This window comes from Herbaspirillum lusitanum, from assembly GCF_026127345.1.
Lineage (GTDB): Bacteria > Pseudomonadota > Gammaproteobacteria > Burkholderiales > Burkholderiaceae_D > Herbaspirillum > Herbaspirillum lusitanum.
In genome coordinates this window covers 212,810-230,103 of sequence record NZ_QXFG01000005.1, presented here as the reverse complement: position 1 = coordinate 230,103, position 17,294 = coordinate 212,810, and the positions used below count along the sequence as shown (strand labels likewise).

16 protein-coding genes are annotated in these 17,294 nt (G+C 61.0%); 6 read left to right on the top strand and 10 right to left on the bottom strand.

Features of this window, described 5'->3' with window-relative positions:
* The first annotated feature begins 147 nt into the window (after nucleotides 1–147).
* Nucleotides 148–1,032 carry a peptidase gene (locus tag DXT88_RS05250; protein WP_029362982.1) on the top strand — a complete coding sequence of 295 codons (885 nt, stop codon included), beginning with the start codon at nucleotides 148–150 and terminating at the stop codon, nucleotides 1,030–1,032.
* Between the two features lie 93 nt (nucleotides 1,033–1,125).
* Here DXT88_RS05250 and purM read toward each other — a convergent pair whose 3' ends face one another.
* Entirely contained in the window at nucleotides 1,126–2,169 is a 1,044-nt protein-coding gene (purM, locus tag DXT88_RS05245; RefSeq protein ID WP_029362983.1) for a phosphoribosylformylglycinamidine cyclo-ligase, read from the bottom strand.
* A 114-nt stretch (nucleotides 2,170–2,283) separates the two neighbouring features.
* Between purM and DXT88_RS05240 the strand changes: the two genes are divergently transcribed.
* From DXT88_RS05240 to folK, 5 genes are read left to right on the top strand one after another with little or no spacing between them, the layout of a single operon-like run.
* The gene (locus DXT88_RS05240; RefSeq protein ID WP_265211886.1) at nucleotides 2,284–3,372 is read left to right on the top strand and encodes an AI-2E family transporter; all 1,089 of its coding nucleotides are present in this window, start codon (nucleotides 2,284–2,286) and stop codon (nucleotides 3,370–3,372) included.
* Complete coding sequence (hda, locus tag DXT88_RS05235) at nucleotides 3,369–4,088, top strand: DnaA regulatory inactivator Hda (protein ID WP_265211885.1); 720 nt, start codon at nucleotides 3,369–3,371, stop codon at nucleotides 4,086–4,088. Before DXT88_RS05240 ends, hda begins: the two co-directional genes overlap by 4 nt.
* The gene (locus tag DXT88_RS05230) at nucleotides 4,085–4,765 is read left to right on the top strand and encodes a histidinol-phosphatase (protein WP_265211884.1); all 681 of its coding nucleotides are present in this window, start codon (nucleotides 4,085–4,087) and stop codon (nucleotides 4,763–4,765) included. Before hda ends, DXT88_RS05230 begins: the two co-directional genes overlap by 4 nt.
* Nucleotides 4,762–6,201, top strand: coding sequence for a polynucleotide adenylyltransferase PcnB (gene pcnB, locus DXT88_RS05225; RefSeq protein ID WP_265211883.1), 1,440 nt, complete (start codon nucleotides 4,762–4,764; stop codon nucleotides 6,199–6,201). Before DXT88_RS05230 ends, pcnB begins: the two co-directional genes overlap by 4 nt.
* Nucleotides 6,198–6,698, top strand: a complete 501-nt coding sequence (folK, locus tag DXT88_RS05220; protein ID WP_265211882.1) for a 2-amino-4-hydroxy-6-hydroxymethyldihydropteridine diphosphokinase — start codon at nucleotides 6,198–6,200, stop codon at nucleotides 6,696–6,698. Before pcnB ends, folK begins: the two co-directional genes overlap by 4 nt.
* 39 nt (nucleotides 6,699–6,737) lie before the next feature.
* Here the strand turns inward: folK and DXT88_RS05215 are convergent, their stop codons facing one another.
* The 9 genes from DXT88_RS05215 to DXT88_RS05175 all read right to left on the bottom strand — a co-directional run bounded on the left by DXT88_RS05215 (nucleotide 6,738) and on the right by DXT88_RS05175 (nucleotide 17,291).
* Entirely contained in the window at nucleotides 6,738–7,973 is a 1,236-nt protein-coding gene (locus tag DXT88_RS05215) for an EAL domain-containing response regulator (RefSeq protein ID WP_016832238.1), read from the bottom strand.
* 1 nt (nucleotide 7,974) lies between these two features.
* A complete protein-coding gene (locus DXT88_RS05210) occupies nucleotides 7,975–9,129 on the bottom strand; it encodes a protein-glutamate methylesterase/protein-glutamine glutaminase (RefSeq protein ID WP_016832239.1) in 1,155 nt (384 codons plus the stop codon).
* The gene (locus tag DXT88_RS05205; protein ID WP_016832240.1) at nucleotides 9,126–9,701 is read right to left on the bottom strand and encodes a chemotaxis protein CheD; all 576 of its coding nucleotides are present in this window, start codon (nucleotides 9,699–9,701) and stop codon (nucleotides 9,126–9,128) included. Before DXT88_RS05205 ends, DXT88_RS05210 begins: the two co-directional genes overlap by 4 nt.
* A gap of 7 nt (nucleotides 9,702–9,708) precedes the next feature.
* Entirely contained in the window at nucleotides 9,709–10,539 is an 831-nt protein-coding gene (locus tag DXT88_RS05200; protein WP_040503024.1) for a CheR family methyltransferase, read from the bottom strand.
* A 102-nt stretch (nucleotides 10,540–10,641) separates the two neighbouring features.
* The gene (locus tag DXT88_RS05195; RefSeq protein WP_040503016.1) at nucleotides 10,642–11,199 is read right to left on the bottom strand and encodes a chemotaxis protein CheW; all 558 of its coding nucleotides are present in this window, start codon (nucleotides 11,197–11,199) and stop codon (nucleotides 10,642–10,644) included.
* A gap of 11 nt (nucleotides 11,200–11,210) precedes the next feature.
* Entirely contained in the window at nucleotides 11,211–12,818 is a 1,608-nt protein-coding gene (locus DXT88_RS05190; RefSeq protein ID WP_265211881.1) for a methyl-accepting chemotaxis protein, read from the bottom strand.
* A 39-nt stretch (nucleotides 12,819–12,857) separates the two neighbouring features.
* The gene (locus tag DXT88_RS05185) at nucleotides 12,858–14,654 is read right to left on the bottom strand and encodes a methyl-accepting chemotaxis protein (RefSeq protein ID WP_265211880.1); all 1,797 of its coding nucleotides are present in this window, start codon (nucleotides 14,652–14,654) and stop codon (nucleotides 12,858–12,860) included.
* Between the two features lie 82 nt (nucleotides 14,655–14,736).
* Complete coding sequence (locus DXT88_RS05180; protein ID WP_265211879.1) at nucleotides 14,737–16,971, bottom strand: chemotaxis protein CheA; 2,235 nt, start codon at nucleotides 16,969–16,971, stop codon at nucleotides 14,737–14,739.
* Nucleotides 16,968–17,291, bottom strand: a complete 324-nt coding sequence (locus DXT88_RS05175; RefSeq protein ID WP_016832251.1) for an STAS domain-containing protein — start codon at nucleotides 17,289–17,291, stop codon at nucleotides 16,968–16,970. The genes DXT88_RS05180 and DXT88_RS05175 overlap by 4 nt, the downstream gene beginning before the upstream one ends.
* Between the last annotated feature and the right edge of the window lie 3 nt (nucleotides 17,292–17,294).

The following is a 17,294-nucleotide window of genomic DNA, read 5'->3' as shown; positions in this document are numbered from 1 at the left end:
AAAAATTTATTAATTGCCAACCTGACGGTTAAGAATTGTCTGGAATTTGCCGATAATGTGTCAGGTCCACGACATTTGGGCCCCGCCCGCACTCAGTGCCGGCGGGGCTTCCTGTAAAATCCGGCTTTTACATTTTTAGCTCACATCATGACTTATTGCGTCGCCATGCGCCTGGACGAAGGCCTGGTCTTTTTATCCGACTCGAGGACCAATGCGGGCGTCGATCATATCGGCACGTTCCGCAAGATGAACGTCTACGAGAACCCGGGCGAACGTGTCATGGTGATGATGACGGCAGGAAATCTTTCCATTTCGCAATCGATCCGCCAGATCGTGTCCGAGAAGACCAACGCCGAAGGCCACACCATCTGGACCGCGACCTCGATGTACGAAGCCGCAAAGATTCTCGGCGACGCCATCCGCACCGTGCACCAGCGCGATGCGGAAGAACTGGCCAAGTTCGGCATCGACTTCAATGTCAGCATCATCTTCGGCGGCCAGATCAAGGGCGAGCGCTGCCGCCTGTTCCAGATGTATTCGGCCGGTAACTTCATTGAATCGCACGACGAGAATACCTATTTCCAGATCGGCGAAGCCAAGTACGGCAAACCGATCATCGACCGCGTCGTCACGCCGCAGACCTCGCTCGACGAGGCTGCCAAGTGTGCGCTGATCTCGATGGATTCGACGCTGAAGTCGAACATCTCGGTCGGCCTGCCGCTGGACTTGCTGGTCTACAACAGCAATGATCTGGCGGTGACGCGCTTCGTCACCATCGACGAGCACAACCAGTATTTCCAGATGATCCGCCGCAGCTGGGGCTCGCAATTGAAACGCGTGTTCGAGGCGATTGACGATCCGGTCTGGGACGCAGCCCCTGAAGCGACGCTCAACGTGTTGTCGTCCTCCGTCGACCACAGCCAGCCGGTGCGCGTGCAACCGCCCGAAGCAGTGGCCCGCGATGTCCCGCCGGTCACCCGCCAGACGCTGGCCGGCGACGGCGAGGCGGATGCGGCGCAGCAACCGAACTGATCGCGCGTCCGGATCGGCCAAACAAAAACGGCTGCAATTGCTTGCAGCCGTTTTTTATTGCCCGGCGTCAACCGGGCGGCAATATTGCGAGACTTACTCGACGATCGTCTGCGCTTCGCCTTCGGCGCGGGCGCGGATTTCGCCGATGCGGAACACGGTCTCGCCGGCTGCCTTCAGTTGCGCTTCGGCGGCGGCGGCGTTTTCTTTCGACACGATCACGGTCATGCCGATGCCGCAGTTGAAGACACGGTGCATTTCGGCGTCAGCCACGCCGCCGTGCTGCTGCAGCCAGGTGAACAGCGGCGGCATGGTCCAGGCTTTGCTGTCCAGCACGGCAGTCAGGTTGTCCTGCAGGACGCGCGGGATGTTTTCAACCAGGCCGCCGCCGGTGATGTGGACCATGCCCTTGACTTCCATCGATTCCATCAAGGCCAGCAGCGGCTTGACGTAGATGCGGGTCGGTTCGAGCAGCACGTCGGCCAGCTTGCGGCCGTGGAAATCGGCGTTCAGATCAGGCTTGGCGACTTCCAGGATCTTGCGCACCAGCGAATAACCGTTGGAATGCGCGCCCGACGAGGCCAGGCCCAGCACGACGTCGCCCGGGATGATCTTGGTGCCGTCGATCAGTTTGGACTTTTCAACCGCGCCGACGGCGAAGCCGGCCAGGTCGTATTCGCCATCCGGATACATGCTCGGCATTTCAGCGGTTTCGCCGCCGATCAGCGCACAGCCGGCTTGTTCGCAACCCTTGGCGATGCCTTTGATGACATCGGTGGCGCTGGCCACGTCAAGCTTGCCGCAGGCAAAGTAATCCAGGAAGAACAGCGGCTCGGCGCCTTGCACCAGGATGTCGTTGACGCTCATTGCAACCAGGTCGATGCCGACGGTGTCATGCTTGTTCAGGAGGAAAGCCAGTTTCAGCTTGGTGCCGACGCCGTCGGTGCCGGACACCAGCACGGGCTCCTTGAATTTCTTGCTGATTTCAAACAACGCGCCGAAACCGCCGATGCCGCCCAGCACGCCTTCGCGGGTCGTACGCTTGGCAAACGGCTTGATAGCCTCGACTAAAGCGTCGCCCGCATCGATGTCGACGCCCGCGTCGCGGTAGGAGAGGGAAACATTGGATGATGAAGTCATGATGATATTGGCACTGGAGGCGGTAAAATAGAGGAGTATCTGCGGCAACAAGACCGCTGAAACCTGAAGTAAACCGTGATTTTAACAAACCGATTCATCTAAAGCCCTATTTCCATGCCTTTTTCTTTAACGGATGAGCAAAAACAAAGCTTGTTGTGGCTCACCTTAGGGCTCTTGTTGGTAGGCCTCCTGATCTTGCTGGGGCCGATGCTGACCCCGTTCGTGACCGCCGCCATCCTGGCCTACGCCCTCAATCCGGGCGTCGACTGGCTGGCGCGCCGCCGCATCGGGCCCTTCCTGCTGCCGCGTGTGCTGGCGGTGCTGATTGTCGTCCTGCTGCTGCTGCTGGCCGGGCTGGCGCTGGTCCTGGTCGTCGTGCCGGTGCTGGTGAAGGAAATCCCGCTGCTGCAACAACAGATTCCGAACTTCCTCGACAAGCTCAACGCCAAGGTGGCGCCGCGCCTGAGCGAATTCGGCATCCACGTGCGCCTCGACATCACCGGCATCAAGCGGATCCTGACCCAGCAACTGGCCACCAGCGGCGATGAAATCTGGGCCTCGGTGCTGGCCTCGGCCAAAATCGGCGGCACCGCGCTGCTGACCTGGGCGGCCAACCTGCTGTTCATTCCGATGGTGCTGTTCTATCTGTTGCAAGACTGGCATCCCTTCATCAAGCGCCTGAGCGGCATGATCCCGCGCCGCTGGGTCGGCAAGATCAGCGCCATGACCGAGGAAGTCGATGACCTGCTGGCGCAATACCTGCGCGGCCAATTGCTGGTCATGTTGATCCTGGCGACCTATTATTCAGTTGCGCTGGCGATTGCCGGTTTCGACATCGCCTTGCCGGTCGGCATCCTGACCGGCCTGCTGGTGTTCATCCCGTACGTCGGCTTCGGCCTCGGCCTGGTGCTGGCGCTGATCGCCGCCGTATTGCAATTCACCGGCCTGTACGGCCTGGTCGCCGTGGCCATCATCTACGGCATCGGCCAGGTGCTGGAAAGCTTCATCCTGACGCCGCAACTGGTGGGCGAGCGCATCGGCCTGCATCCGCTGATGGTGATCTTCGCGCTGCTGGCGTTCGGTCAGCTGTTCGGTTTTGTCGGCGTGCTGCTGGCCCTGCCCGCCTCGGCGATCATGTCGGTGGTGGTGCGCCACCTGCGCCAGCATTACCTGAGCAGCAGTTTCTACAATAGCGAGACATGAGACAACTTCTGCTCGATCTGAGCGCGCAGCAGCCGCCGACTTTCGATACGTTTGTGACAGGCCAGAATGCAGAATTGCTGCAACGCCTGCAAGACATCGCCGCGGGGCAGGCGCAACCGACCTTGAATGACCGCTTCATCTATCTGTGGGGTGAAACCGGCGCGGGTAAAACGCATTTATTGCATTCCGTGCTGCATTCTCTGGCGCCCGCCGGCGCGCAGGAAGGCGCAATCGGCTCCCGCCTGATTCCCGCCGACGCCGACGACAGCGCTTTCGACTACGACCCCGCCATCCAATGCTACCTGCTCGACGATTGCGAGCAATTGCCGCCGGCATCGCAAATTGCCGCCTTCGCCCTGTTCAACCAGATCCGCGAACTGGGCGGCTACCTGGTCAGCGCAGGCGCACAGCCGCCGGCGCAGCTGCAGGTGCGCGAAGACTTGCGCACGCGCCTCGGCTGGGGCCTGATCTATCAATTGCACGGTCTCACCGACGACGAGAAGATCGCCGCGCTGACGCAATCGGCGCAGGCGCGCGGCATGACCGTATCGCCCGGCATCCTGTCTTACCTGCTCACCCATTACCGGCGCGACATGCCTTCGCTGTCGCGCATGCTCGACGCGCTCGACCGCTATTCGCTGGAAACCAAGCGCCCCATTACCCTGCCGCTGCTACGCGACCTTCTTCAACAGGAAGCTGAAAACGAAACGCCATGAATCTCGCCTTATTTGACCTCGACCATACGCTGATCCCGATCGACTCCGACCATGAGTGGGGCGAGTTTCTGGCGCGTACCGGCGCCATCGACGCGGCCGCTTTCCGCAAGGCCAACGACGAATGGTTTGCGCACTACCAGGCCGGCACGCTGGACCCGGTGAAATATCTCGAATTCGCCTTCGGCACGCTGTCGAAATTCCCGCGCACCCAGCTGGACGCCTGGCATGTGCAATTCATGGACGAAGTCATCAAGCCGGCCATGGTCCCCGCCGCCCTCGCGCTGGTGCAAAAGCATCTCGACGCCGGCGACCTGGTGGCCATCATCACCGCCACCAACAGTTTCGTCACCGAACCGATCGCCAAACTGTTCAAGGTGCATCACCTGATCGCCGCGCTGCCGGAGTTCGACGGGGAAGGCAACATCACCGGCCGCCTGGTCGGCACGCCGACCTTCGGTCCGGGCAAGATCGTGCATACCCAGGCCTGGCTGCAGGGGCAAGGCAAGAGCATCGCCGATTTCCCGCAAAGCCATTTCTACAGCGATTCACAAAACGACATCCCGCTGCTGGCAGCCGTCACCCACCCGGTCGCCACCAATCCGAACGACAAGCTCAGGGCACATGCGATTGCCCAAGGCTGGCCCATCCTGAATCTCTTCGACGCCCACGCGCAATGATCAAAAAATTCATCCGCTCCTTCCTGGGCAAGAAAAAAGAGCTCGACACCACCGAGCCCACCGTACTGAGCCAGAAGCAGCACGGCATCGATCTGCAGCTGGTCTCGCCGAACGCGATCCGCGTCACGCAGACCTTGCAGCAAGCCGGCTTCAAGGCCTTCATCGTCGGCGGCGCGGTGCGCGATCTGCTGCTGTCGGTCAAGCCCAAGGATTTCGACGTCGCCACCAACGCCACCCCCGAAGAGATCAAGCAATTGTTCCGGCGCGCCTTCATCATCGGCCGCCGTTTCCAGATCGTGCACGTGATGTTCGGCCAGGAGCTGATCGAGGTCACCACCTTCCGCGGCAGCTCGGCCGACGCTGCGCCCAAGGATGAACACGGTCGCGTGCTGCGCGACAACACCTTCGGCGAACAACATGAAGACGCCGTGCGCCGCGACTTCACCATCAACGCCATGTATTACGATCCGGCCGCGCAAACGGTGCTTGATTACCATGGCGGCATTGCCGACATCCGCGCCAAGACCTTGCGCATCATCGGCGTGCCGGAAGCACGTTACCGCGAAGATCCGGTGCGCATGCTGCGCGTGGTGCGCTTCGCCGCCAAGCTCAAGTTCAGCATCGACGCCGCCACCAGCGCGCCGATTCCGGTCATGGCGCCGCTCATCAACAACGTGCCGGCGGCGCGCGTATTCGATGAAATGCTCAAGCTGCTCATGAGCGGCCACGCGCTGGCCTGCCTGCAACAGCTGCGCAAGGAAGGCCTGCATCACGGCTTGTTGCCGCTACTCGACGTGGTGCTGGAACAGCCGCTCGGCGAAAAATTCGTCACGCTGGCGCTGGCCAATACGGACGCCCGCATCAAACAGGGCAAGCCGGTCTCGCCGGGCTTCCTGTTCGCCTCGTTGCTGTGGCATCAGGTGCTGGAAAAATGGCGCGCCTACCAGGCCTCCGGCGAATACCCGATCCCGGCCCTGCATCTGGCCGCCGACGACGTGCTCAATGCGCAGACCGAAAAGCTCGCCCTGCAGCGCAAGATCGCTTCCGACATGCGCGACATCTGGGCCATGCAACCGCGCTTCGAACGCCGCACCGGCAAGGCTCCCTATAAGTTGCTGGAACATCTGCGCCTGCGCGCCGGCTACGACTTCCTGCTGCTGCGTTGCGCGTCCGGCGAAATCGATGCCGAACTGGGCGACTGGTGGACCGACTTCATGGAAGCCGACAGTTCCGGACGCGAATCGCTGCTGGCGCGCAAGCCGACTGTGAGCAGCGCTGCCGGCGCAGGCTCGTCAGGCCCCGCAGGTGCAGGTACAGGCCCGGTCCCGGCGGCCCGCAAGCGCAAGCGCCGCGGCGGCCGTAATCGCAGCAAGAGCGGCGCTGGCGAAGGCGGCGAAGGCGGAGGCAAGTCGTCCTCTTCTGACGGCGACGCATGACGTCTGCGGCAACAGCCGTAGCGGTGCGCGCTTTCATCGGCATCGGCGGCAACCTGGGCGACGCCCGCGCCACGGTGGAAGATGCATTGCGCCGCCTGGCGTTGTTGCCCGACACAACCCTCAGCGCACAATCGCACCTGTACCGCACCGCACCGGTTGACGCCGGCGGCGACGATTACGTCAATGCCGTCGCGCAGCTCGACACCACACTCACGCCGCATGCACTGCTGGCGGCCTTGCAAGCCATCGAACTGGCGCACGGGCGTGAACGTCCTTACCGCAATGCGCCACGCACCCTCGATCTCGATATCCTGTTGTACGGTGAACTGCAGCTTGCGGACGACGTGCTGACGCTGCCGCATCCGCGCATGGCGCAGCGCGCCTTCGTCTTGGTGCCCTTGTCGGAAATTGCCCCGGACGCCAGCATTCCCGGCGTCGGCGCGACCCGCGACCTGCTCGTGCAAGTGCGGGATCAGGCGATCGACTTGCTTATCTGAACTTATCTGAACTCGCCTGAGTTGATCTGAGCAAAGAGCTCAGGTCTCGGCGCTGCCCGCAAGAGGACGCAGTTCTCCCAAACGGCGATGATGCCCTTTGAGCCATACCGGCAGATCGTTGGCCGGCATCGGCCTGGCGATCAGGTAGCCCTGGCCTATCGAGCACCCCGACTCCTGCAGCAAACGCCAGTCCTCGATCGTCTCGATACCCTCGGCAACCGTCACCAGCTCCAGGCGTTTGGCCATGTCCAGCGCCGATTGCAGGATCACGCGCAAGTTCTGGCGCGAATGCGCGCCATGCACAAACGAGCGATCAATCTTGAGTTCGGTAAACGGAATGCGCGCCAGTTGCTGCATCGACGAGAAGCCGGTGCCGTAGTCGTCAATCGACAGGCCGAAACCCTTCAGACGCAGTCGCGCCAGCGTACCGAGCGCCATGCCAAGATTGGCCACCACCGAACCTTCAGTAATTTCCAGCACCATCTGGTCCGCCTGCAAGTCATGCTGCGCCAACAGGTCAACGATCTTTTGCGCGAAGCCGGGAATGTCGAGCGACAACGGCGACAGGTTCACCGCCACCTTCAGCGGCAGTCCGCGCTCGTTCCACAAAGCTGCCTGCGCCATCGCCTGGGTCAGCATCGACAAGGTCAGTTCGTGAATCAGGCCGCTCTGTTCCGCCAGCGGAATGAAGCGATCGGGCGGCACCATGCCGTTGGTCGGATGCATCCAGCGCGCCAGCGCCTCGACGCCCTTGAGCATGCCGGTGCGGATATCCACCTTGGGTTGATAGAAGGCAACGATGTCGCCGTTGCGGATCGCCGCCGCCAATTCGGTTTCGCACACGGAGGGCAACGCGTCGTCTTTGGCCGGCAGCGCCAGGTTGCCGTCGAACGACTTCAGCGCGCCGAGGATCTTTTCCTGGTTAAGCGGTTTTTGCAGCGCACCCAGCACATGCATGCCGAGCGCCTCGATCATGGTCTCGACCGACGCCAGCAAGGAAGTCTCGCGGCTGGAAGCGACGATGATGGGGAAGTTCAGTTTGCGTTCCTGCAGGTGCTGGATGAATTCGACGCCATCCATGCCGGGCATCTCCAGATCAACGATCACCAGGCTCGGCGGCAGCTTCAGCAAGGCCAGCAGATCGAGCGCCTCCTGGCCGTCGCCGGCTTCATAGATCATTTCCACACCGAGCTCGCGCATCAGGCCCACGGTATGCAAACGTTGCAAGGAACTGTCGTCGACAATCAGCAAGGTCTCAATGGTATAGGGCATCATGTTAGTGGCCATAGTGGTTGATCACGGAAGACATGGTCTCGAGAGAAATCACGTCGCTTACGCCGCCTTGCAACACCGCCTCTTTGGGCATGCCGAAGACCACGCAACTGCTTTCATCCTGTGCATACGTCGACGCGCCCGCGTCGCGCAGTTCTTTCATGCCACGCGCGCCGTCGTCGCCCATTCCGGTCATGATGATGCCGACTGCATTCTTGCCGGCAGTTTTGGCGACGGAGCGGAACAAGACGTCCACCGATGGCTTGTGACGGCTGACGAGAGGGCCGTTGACCACTTCTACATAGTACTGCACGCCATCCCGCCTGACCATCACATGCGAGCCGCCCGGTGCAACAAGTGCGCGTCCTGGCAACACCAGGTCGTGGTGCTCGGCTTCCTTGACCTCGATGACGGAAATGGCATTCAGGCGCTTGGCGAAACTGAGCGTGAATTTTTCCGGCATGTGTTGCACGATGATCAGACCCGGACAATCCACGGACAAATCGCGCAATACTTTCTCAAGCGCTTGCGGACCGCCGGTCGAGGCGCCGATGGCGATGATTCTCGGCGTGACGGGAATCAGTCCGTCGAGGTAGCCGGGCGGATCCAGGACGGCGTCAGCCGTGAAGCGGCTGCCGTCGACGATGCCCGCTGCGACGGCATCGTGACGCGCGTTGCGCTCGGCCTCATTGCCAAAATTCACGCCGCCCGCCGCATTCACCACATTTGCGGCATTCACCGCAGTCGGCGCATGTCGCAAGCGAACATGCGCAGCAGCACGAATCGCCGCGATCAGCTCATCCGAACTGTCCTGCAGGAAATCGCGTATGCCCAACTGCGGCTTGGTGATGATGCCGACCGCGCCGGCCGCCAGCGCCTCCATCGTCACCCTCGCGCTACGCTCGGCCAGCGACGAACAGATCACCACCGGCGTCGGCCGTATCGCCATGATCTGGCGCAAGAAGGTGATGCCGTCCATGCGCGGCATTTCAATGTCGAGCACGATGACGTCAGGCCAGTTGGCGCGCATTTTCGCCATCGCAAAAATCGGGTCCGGCGCCGTCGCGATGACGTTGATGTCAGGACAGGGCTCCAGCAGATCCTGGATGACCTGGCGTACGACCGACGAGTCGTCGACTATCATGACCTTGATCGTCATGTCCGCTCCTTGCCAGACACTGCAGTGCGCTGCGGTCTGCCTGCAGCTACAGCTGCAGCAGGGACTTTTTCCATGTCGTGCGATACGCCGTGGCCGCGCCTGACCCAGACGTCGCCGTTGTTGAGATCGAAGCGCAGATAGCGATAGCCTTCGCCTGCAACGTCCTGCGCGGTTACCGGAATGTGATGCTGGCGCAGAATGTCGAGCGCGAAGTCGGCATTGGCCTGGCCGATCCTGAGCTTGGTCGGCGGCAAGCCCAGCACGTTGCCGCCGCCGAATACCTTGACCGTGTAATCGGCGATGCGCGTGCCGTGTTGCCGCACCTGCTCCAGCAAGCGCGACAGCGCTTCGTCACCGTAACGACCGTCAGGCGTTTCATGCAAGTGTTCGCCGTTCGCATCCGGTCTCACCGCGTAGCGACGCTCCGGCAAAACGAAATGGCATAGCCCGCCAAAATGCCGCACCGGATGCCACAACGTGATGGCCACGCATGAGCCGAGCAGTGTCTCGACCTGCAGGTCGCCCTGGCCGAAATACACTTCTCCCAAATTGACGAAGATGCGTTGCGTCATGGCAGCCTCATGGCAGCCGCCGGTAGATGGAAGGCGCATGCATCTGCAACTCCAGCGGCATGCCGTGCAGCGACTCGGAATGGCCGACGACGAGCCAGCCGCCCGGACGCAGTTTGCTGACCACGGAACGCAGGACATCGACCTTGGTCGGGAAATCGAAATAAATGATGACGTTGCGCAGGAACACCACGTCGAACTGCCCATCCATCTCGGCCGGCAAGCTCAGCAGATTACGCTGCTCGAAGGTCACGCGTTTGCGTATCTTCTGGTCAATCAGAAAATGACCCTCGTACTCGCCGGTTCCGCGCAGGCAATAGCGCGACAGATACGGCGGCGGAATCAACTCACCCCGCACCATCGGATACAAGGCGCGGCGACCGAACGACAGCACACGCAGGCTGATGTCGGAGGCGAGGACGCTCCACGGATGCTGACTGCGCTGATCGTCCAGCAACATGGCGATGGAATAGGCTTCTTCACCGGTCGCGCTGGCGGCGCTCCATACCTTGAGCGGATGACGCCGGTCGATCTGCGGCAGGATCTGGTCGCGCAAGGCGTCGAAGTGTTTTTGCTCGCGGAAGAAGTAAGTCTCGTTGGTGGTGATCAGGTCGATCGCACGTTGCCGCTCCGCCTCTTCCTGCGGCCGCGAGATCATTGAGTGGTATTCCTTCAGGCTGGACAAACTCAGTTCGCCCAGACGGCGCGAAAGGCGGCTGCAGAGCAGCGCTTTTTTTGAAAACGGCAGGTACAGTCCGATGTGCTCCCTGAAAAGCTGCTGGAACAACAGCATTTCCTGATCGCTGACATCCAGTGCCATTGACTCGATGCTGGAACTCATCTGTATGATCCCCGGTTGACGGTCGCTACGGTTGCTACGGTTGCTTTGATTGTTTCTGCCACTTCACGACGCCGCCGACGACAGGCGGCGCCTTGTCAATTATTACTGTCCGGGCGGCACCGACAGTTCTTCCACGGCAGCCACGCCGATCAGCGTCGACAACTCGTCCACCGACAGCACCGCTTTGACATCGAGCACCACCACGAAACGATCCTTGATGTTGATCATGCCCTCAATGAAGTCCGCACGCAGGCGGGCGCCGAACGACAGCGGCGGCTCTATCTTTTCATCCTCGACGGTCAGCACCGCGCGCACCGCATCGACCATCACGCCCAGCAGCAAACCCTGCTGCTCCTGCATCAGTTCCATGATGACGATGCAGGTACGCTTGGCGACCGCCGTCTGCGCCCTGCCGAAGCGCACCGACAAATCGATCACCGGCACCACGGCGCCGCGCAGGTTGATCACGCCGCGCAAAAAACTCGGCATCAGCGGCACTTCGGTGAGGCTGCTGAATTCAATGATTTCGCGGATATCTTCAATTGGCATGGCGAACATTTCTTCGCCCAGTACGAAGGTCAGGAACTGGCGGCTCTGCACCGATTCCTGATACTGCGTCCTGGCGAACGACAACTCGCCGTTAAGCGATAAACTTGGCATGCATGTACTCCTCAAACATCCGACAACACCGTTGCCATTTTTCCGTCGGCAGCTGCAGCGGCAGCGACGCGGTATTTTCCTTCGTGTACAGGCCCCTTCGGCGTCTCCGATTCATTCTCATGATCAGACACATCCAGCGAAAAATAGCCCATCAGTTCACGCAACTGATGGGCTTGCTCGTTCATCTCCTCCGAGGTCGCCGACAATTCTTCGGAGGCCACCGCATTGAGCTGGATGGCTTGCGTGATCTGGCCGATGGCGCTGTGTATCTGCACCAGGCTGGCGTTCTGGTCGCGCGCCGACAGCGAGATCGCGTCGACCAGATCGGCAGTTTGCTGGATCGACGGCAGCATGCCTTCGAGCAGCGTACCTGCCTTTTCAGCCAGGCCGACGCTGTGGTCCGATACCGAAACGATTTCCTGAGCGGCGATCTGCGAACGCTCGGCCAGCTTGCGCACTTCGTTGGCGACGACGGCAAAGCCCTTGCCGTTTTCGCCGGCGCGCGCCGCTTCGATGGCGGCATTGAGCGCCAGCAGATTGGTCTGATAGGCGATGTCGTCGATCACGCCGATCTTGGCGACGATCTGGTGCATCGCTTCCAGCGTCTCGCGTACGGCCTCGCGTCCTTCCGTGGCGGCGCGTGCGGATTCATTGGCGATGACGTTGGTGTGGTTGGCGTTGGCGGTGTTCTGGCTGACCGTCGCCGAAATCTGGCCGATGGAGCAGCTGGTCTCTTCGGAATCGACTGCTTGTTGCGATGAATTCTTGCTGAGCTGTTCGGCGGCTGCGGTCAGCTGTCCCGACGCCGACGCCAGCGTCGCCGCAGCCGTGTTGACGTCCCTGAGCACCTGCGAAAGTTGACTCAGCATGCGTTGAGCGCTGTGCAGAACGCTGCCTTGTCCATGCTTGCCGACGGCAAACTGCACCGTCAGGTCGCCGTCGGCGATCTTGCGCAGTATGCGCATGACTTCCCGCGGATCGCCGCCGATCTGACGTGCAAAGATGCGGCGCATATATAGCGTCAGTGCCACAGCAATCAGCAGCGCCAGCGCGGTGACGGCAACCACTTCCCCGAACGTCTTGCGTTCGAGTATGGCGGCCCGGCTTTTATTCGCCGTCGCCTGATGCACGTTTTCGTCCACCAGCGCCGCCAATTGCGAACGCAGGCTGTCGGACTCTATCCGCAGGGAATCGGGATTGCCTTTGGCGTCTTCGTCGCGCAACAACTGCTCGCGCCGCTGATTGACGCGTTTGACGTAAGCGTCGAGCAGCACATCGGCCTGCTGTTGCAAGGTGCGCTCCAGCTCGCTCGTGACGGTGGTCGATTTGTAGCCGTCATAAGCCTGGCCAAGGTCCTTCAGGCGATATTTCAGCACATCCGCGATGCGCTGCCGCTCCACGCGTTCTTCGGATTTTTCCATGTTTTGCATGGAGGTGGCGATGTCGACGGCGATTTTGTTGGCATTGTTGAGATTGACGATCGTCAACAGGTTGGCGGTATAAACTTCCTGCAACATGGCGTTGACGCGAAGCAGGTTGAGCACGCCATCGGCCCCGACCGCGGCTGTGAGCAGGGCGCCGAAAGCAAAACAGACTGCGAGCTTGCTGGAAAGCTTCATCACAATTCCTCCTTGCCTCAACCGATCCCGGCATGCCGGTCAAAAGCGCTTGAACGAAGATTCGTCAATCGGATCGTCGCCGCCGTCCAGCATCGAGATGCGGGCCGGCTTGACGAACTTGGTGCTGATCGCCGGCGACTCATTGATCATCTTGCCGGCATTCGTTGCCTTCTTCGACTGCGGGCGCTTTTCTTCACCGACCTGAAAGAACAGGATCAGCTCCTGCAATTGCATGGCCTGCGCGCTCATTTCTTCGGAGGTTGATGATAATTCTTCGGAAGCAGACGCGGTCAGTTGCGTGGTCTGCGCCATTTGATGCACGGCATCGTTGATCTGCTCAAGTCCCGCCGACTGCTCGCGCGAAGCAGCTGAAATTTCTTGCACCAGATCGGCGGTCTTGCGAATCGACGGCACCATCTGGTCCAGCAAATGGCCGGCTTTTTCGGCCAGGCTGACGCTGTTCTCGGCGACCGCAATGATTTCCTGCGCGGCGGTCTGCGAACGTTCCGCCAGCTTGCGCACCTCGGCCGCCACCACCGCGAAGCCCTTGCCGTGCTCGCCGGCGCGCGCCGCTTCAATAGCCGCATTCAGCGCCAGCAGGTTGGTCTGGTAGGCGATGTCGTCGATGATGCCGATCTTGCCGGCGATCTGCTTCATGGCCAACACCGTTTCGCGCACCACTTCGCCGCCCTCCACTGCAGCACTGGCGGACTTGCTGGCGATGCTGTCGGTAACGCGGGCGTTCTCGGCGTTCTGCGCAATCGTGGCGGTGATCTCCTCCACCGAAGCGCTGGTCTCTTCCACGTTGGAGGCCTGCTGCGAAGCGTTCTTGCTGAGCGCCTGCGACGACGCCGAAATCTGCTCCGACGCCGAAGCCAGCGAACTGGCGGTACCGTTGACGTCGCCGATCACCGCGGTCCATTTGGCGATCATCTGCTGCGTGCTGTGCAAAACACTGCCGGTGTCTTTTTGCGAAACCGGCACCTTGACGGTCAGGTCGCCCTCCGCCACCTTGCGCAGTACATTCATGGCGTCGCGCGGCTCGCCGCCGAGCTGCGAACGAATCACGCGGTAGGTGAAGAACAGGCATACCAGCAACAGCAGCATCGATGCGCCGAGCAAGGAAAATATCACCATCTCCAGCTCGGAGTAACGAGTCTGCGCCACGCTCACGCGTTTCTGCGTGCGCTCGTCCACCATGCGCAGGAAATCGTTGATCGGCACCATGATGCGCCCCACCATGGTGCGGTAGTTCTGATCGAACATCAGCTCCTGCGCCATCGCCTGGTTGGGTGCGCCGGTCACGGTGAAGTTGCCGGCACCGTCATCGAACTGCCCCTTGACTGCATTGAAAGCCGTAATCTCGATTTTGGTCAGCGTATCCGAATTGACCTTGGCTTCCTGCATTTTCGCCAGCTCTTGCGTGGTGAATCCGGCCTGTTTCATCAGGTCGATCAGCGGCACCGCCGGGTCGGCCGGCATGGCGTTGAGCTGCTTGGCCATTACCAGGTCCAGATTCACGCGCTCATAGCTTTTCGGACGTGGACGCTTCCCATTGCGGATGTCGAGAACGATGTAGTAACGCTCTTCGTCGTTGGGGTCGCCCGTCGTCACGTAGGCGCGACCGAACTTGGTCAGGTCTTCCGAACTGCGCCGCATTTCATTGGCCAGCATGAAGGAGTAGTAGCGCGATTCATGCGCCAGGTCGAGGTTGGTGTTGGCCTCCTTGAGTGCGCGCGTAACGCTGACGATCGATCCCATCAGTACGGCCAGAACGATCACCAGCCAGACAAAGAGTTGCCGGATACTCATTCGTTGCGTCAGTTTGTTTTTCATGACTACTCCCCTGTTCTGCATTCTGTCTTCCTTGTCGGCGTCGCGGTGGATGGAGTCCTGCCGTTGCGCCTGCTTGTTTCCATCAGTCATTCGCCGCGCTCATCCGGTTCTCGGCGCGGCGTACCTCGGCCTGCTCCATTCTTCCCGTATGCGCAATCAGATGCGGCACATCCAGAATCAATGCGACACGACCATCGCCGAGAATGGTCGAGCCGCTCAGCCCCTTCACCTTGCTGAACAGCTTGCCGAGCGGCTTGATCACCGCCTGGCATTCGCCCAGCAGGTTGTCGACCAGCAGGCCGGCACGTAGCGGTCCGTATTGCACGATCACCAGGCTCTTGCGCGACGATTCGCGCTGCGGCAAATCAAACAGTTCACGCAAAGGAATGAAGGGCAACGGCTCGTCGCGCAACGTCACCACGTTGTTGTGCACCTGATGGCTGGAGAGGTTGATGCATTCCACCACCAGGTCGAGCGGAATGACGAAAACGGCGCCACCGACCACGACCTGGAAACCGGCAATGATGGCCAGCGTCAACGGCAGACGGATGCGCACCATGGTGCCCTGGCCGGGATTGCTGTAGATCTCGACCTCGCCTTGCAGCGCGTCGATGTTACGCTTGACCACGTCCATTCCGACGCCACGGCCGGACAGCGACGTCACCTGTTCGGCGGTCGAAAAACCTGGTTCGAATATCAGGCGGAAAATTTCACGCTCCGACAAACCGGCATCCGGCGTTACCAGTCCCTGCTGAACCGCCTTGCGCAGGATCCGTTCCTTGTCCAGGCCGCGGCCGTCGTCGAATACATCGATCACTACGCTGCCCGATTCATGCGTTGCGTTCAGACGCAGCACGCCAATTTCGGGCTTGCCGGCCTCCCGGCGCGCCTCAGCCGATTCGATGCCATGGTCCATGGCATTGCGTACGATATGCATGAGCGGATCGGATATCTTCTCCACCATCGACTTGTCGAGTTCAGTGTCGGCGCCGGTGACGATCAGTTCGATGTTCTTGCCGATCTCGCGCGACATGTCGCGCACCACGCGCGGAAAGCGCTGGAACACTTCGTTGATCTGCACCATGCGCAGCGTCAGCGCGGCGTCGCGTATCTGCTCCACCAATCCGGAAATCACCTGCGTGGCTTCTTCGAAACGCTGATCCTTCTTGCGCTTTGCCACCAGGCTGGCGCCGGCGCCGGCAATCACCAGCTCACCCACCAGATCGATCAGCTGATCGAGTTTGGAGACTTCGATCTTGATGAATTTCTGTTCATGGCTTTTCTTTTCTTCGCCGCCGCGCTGGCGCAGAGCCGGGATAGCCGCCCGTATCTGCGACGGCACGACGCCGGGCCTCTTCTCAGTCGTGACCAGATCATCAGCCTCGGCGGCATCAAGCTGCAACTGGCGCCATTCCGCAGCGGTGAGCGCTCCCGATTGCAACAGATGCAGGGCGACTTCCGCGCGCTCCGGCAAGCCTTGCAACCAATGGCCATATGTCGTCAGTTGGCTGTGCGGCGCCAGAATGACGATGTCGCTGCCCTCACGCACGAACTCGAATACGCTATCGATCTCCTCCCGCCCGGCGGTGCTGGCGAAGCCGATTTCAAAACCGAGATAGCACAGCTCCGCATCCATGTCGTCGGCGGCGGGGATGGCGAGATCGATCACATGTGCATACACCATGCTGCCCATCGTCAGCAGATAGCGCAGGAAGGACAACGGATCGAGGCCGTCGCGCAAGACGTCGGGGCTGAAACGCAACGACAGATGCCAGTTCGGATTGGCGACTGCGCCTGCATTTGCGCCATCCTCTGCGACTGCAATCGGTGCATCTGCTGCATCTGCTGCATTTGACACGGCGGCGGCAACGGCCGTGGCCGAGGCGACGGTGGCCGCCACAATGTTGTCCGGCTGCGGCTGCGCGGCTTGCTCCAGATATCCATTCAGTCTGGCTTCCAGCTCCGCGCGCCGGACCGGATCCGGATCCTGGTCTTCCTTCCGTTCGGCGATGGCGTCGACCAGCTCGCCCATGTAATCGCCACAGTTGAGCAGCAGCGACATCATCCCGTCATCAAGTTTGACGATGCCGTTGCGCACCTTCTCGAGGACATTTTCCAACAGATGAGTGAAGCTGACGATGCTGTCGAAAGCGAACAACCCGGCCGAACCCTTGATCGTATGCGCCGCGCGGAAAATGGCGTTGATCGCATCGCGGCTGGCGCCGTCGCTTTCGATCTGCAGCAACGCCGCCTCCATCGCGACGAGCAACTCGCGCGCTTCCTGCACCAGTGCATCGCGGGCGGCGTCCTTCTTCATGCCGGCCCCTGCGGCGAAGTTGATTCGGTGCGCATGAAATCCTGCAGGTGCAACATGTCCAACACGTTTTGCACGGCCGGGCTGGCGTACAGCGACAGCTGCTTGTACTGCACGGTCGCCTCGCGCCTGAGCAGCAGCAACAGTTGCACCCCGGCGGTGTCGATCTCGTCGCAGCCGCTCAGGTCCAGTTCCAGCACGTCGTCGGCGTTGTCGAGCACGCCCAGCAGTTGCGGCTTGTATTCGGCTGCCTGGAATATGGTGAGGCCTCCGCTCACCTGCAGCAGCAAATGTCCGTCGCGCGTGCTTTGCGTCAATGACATGTC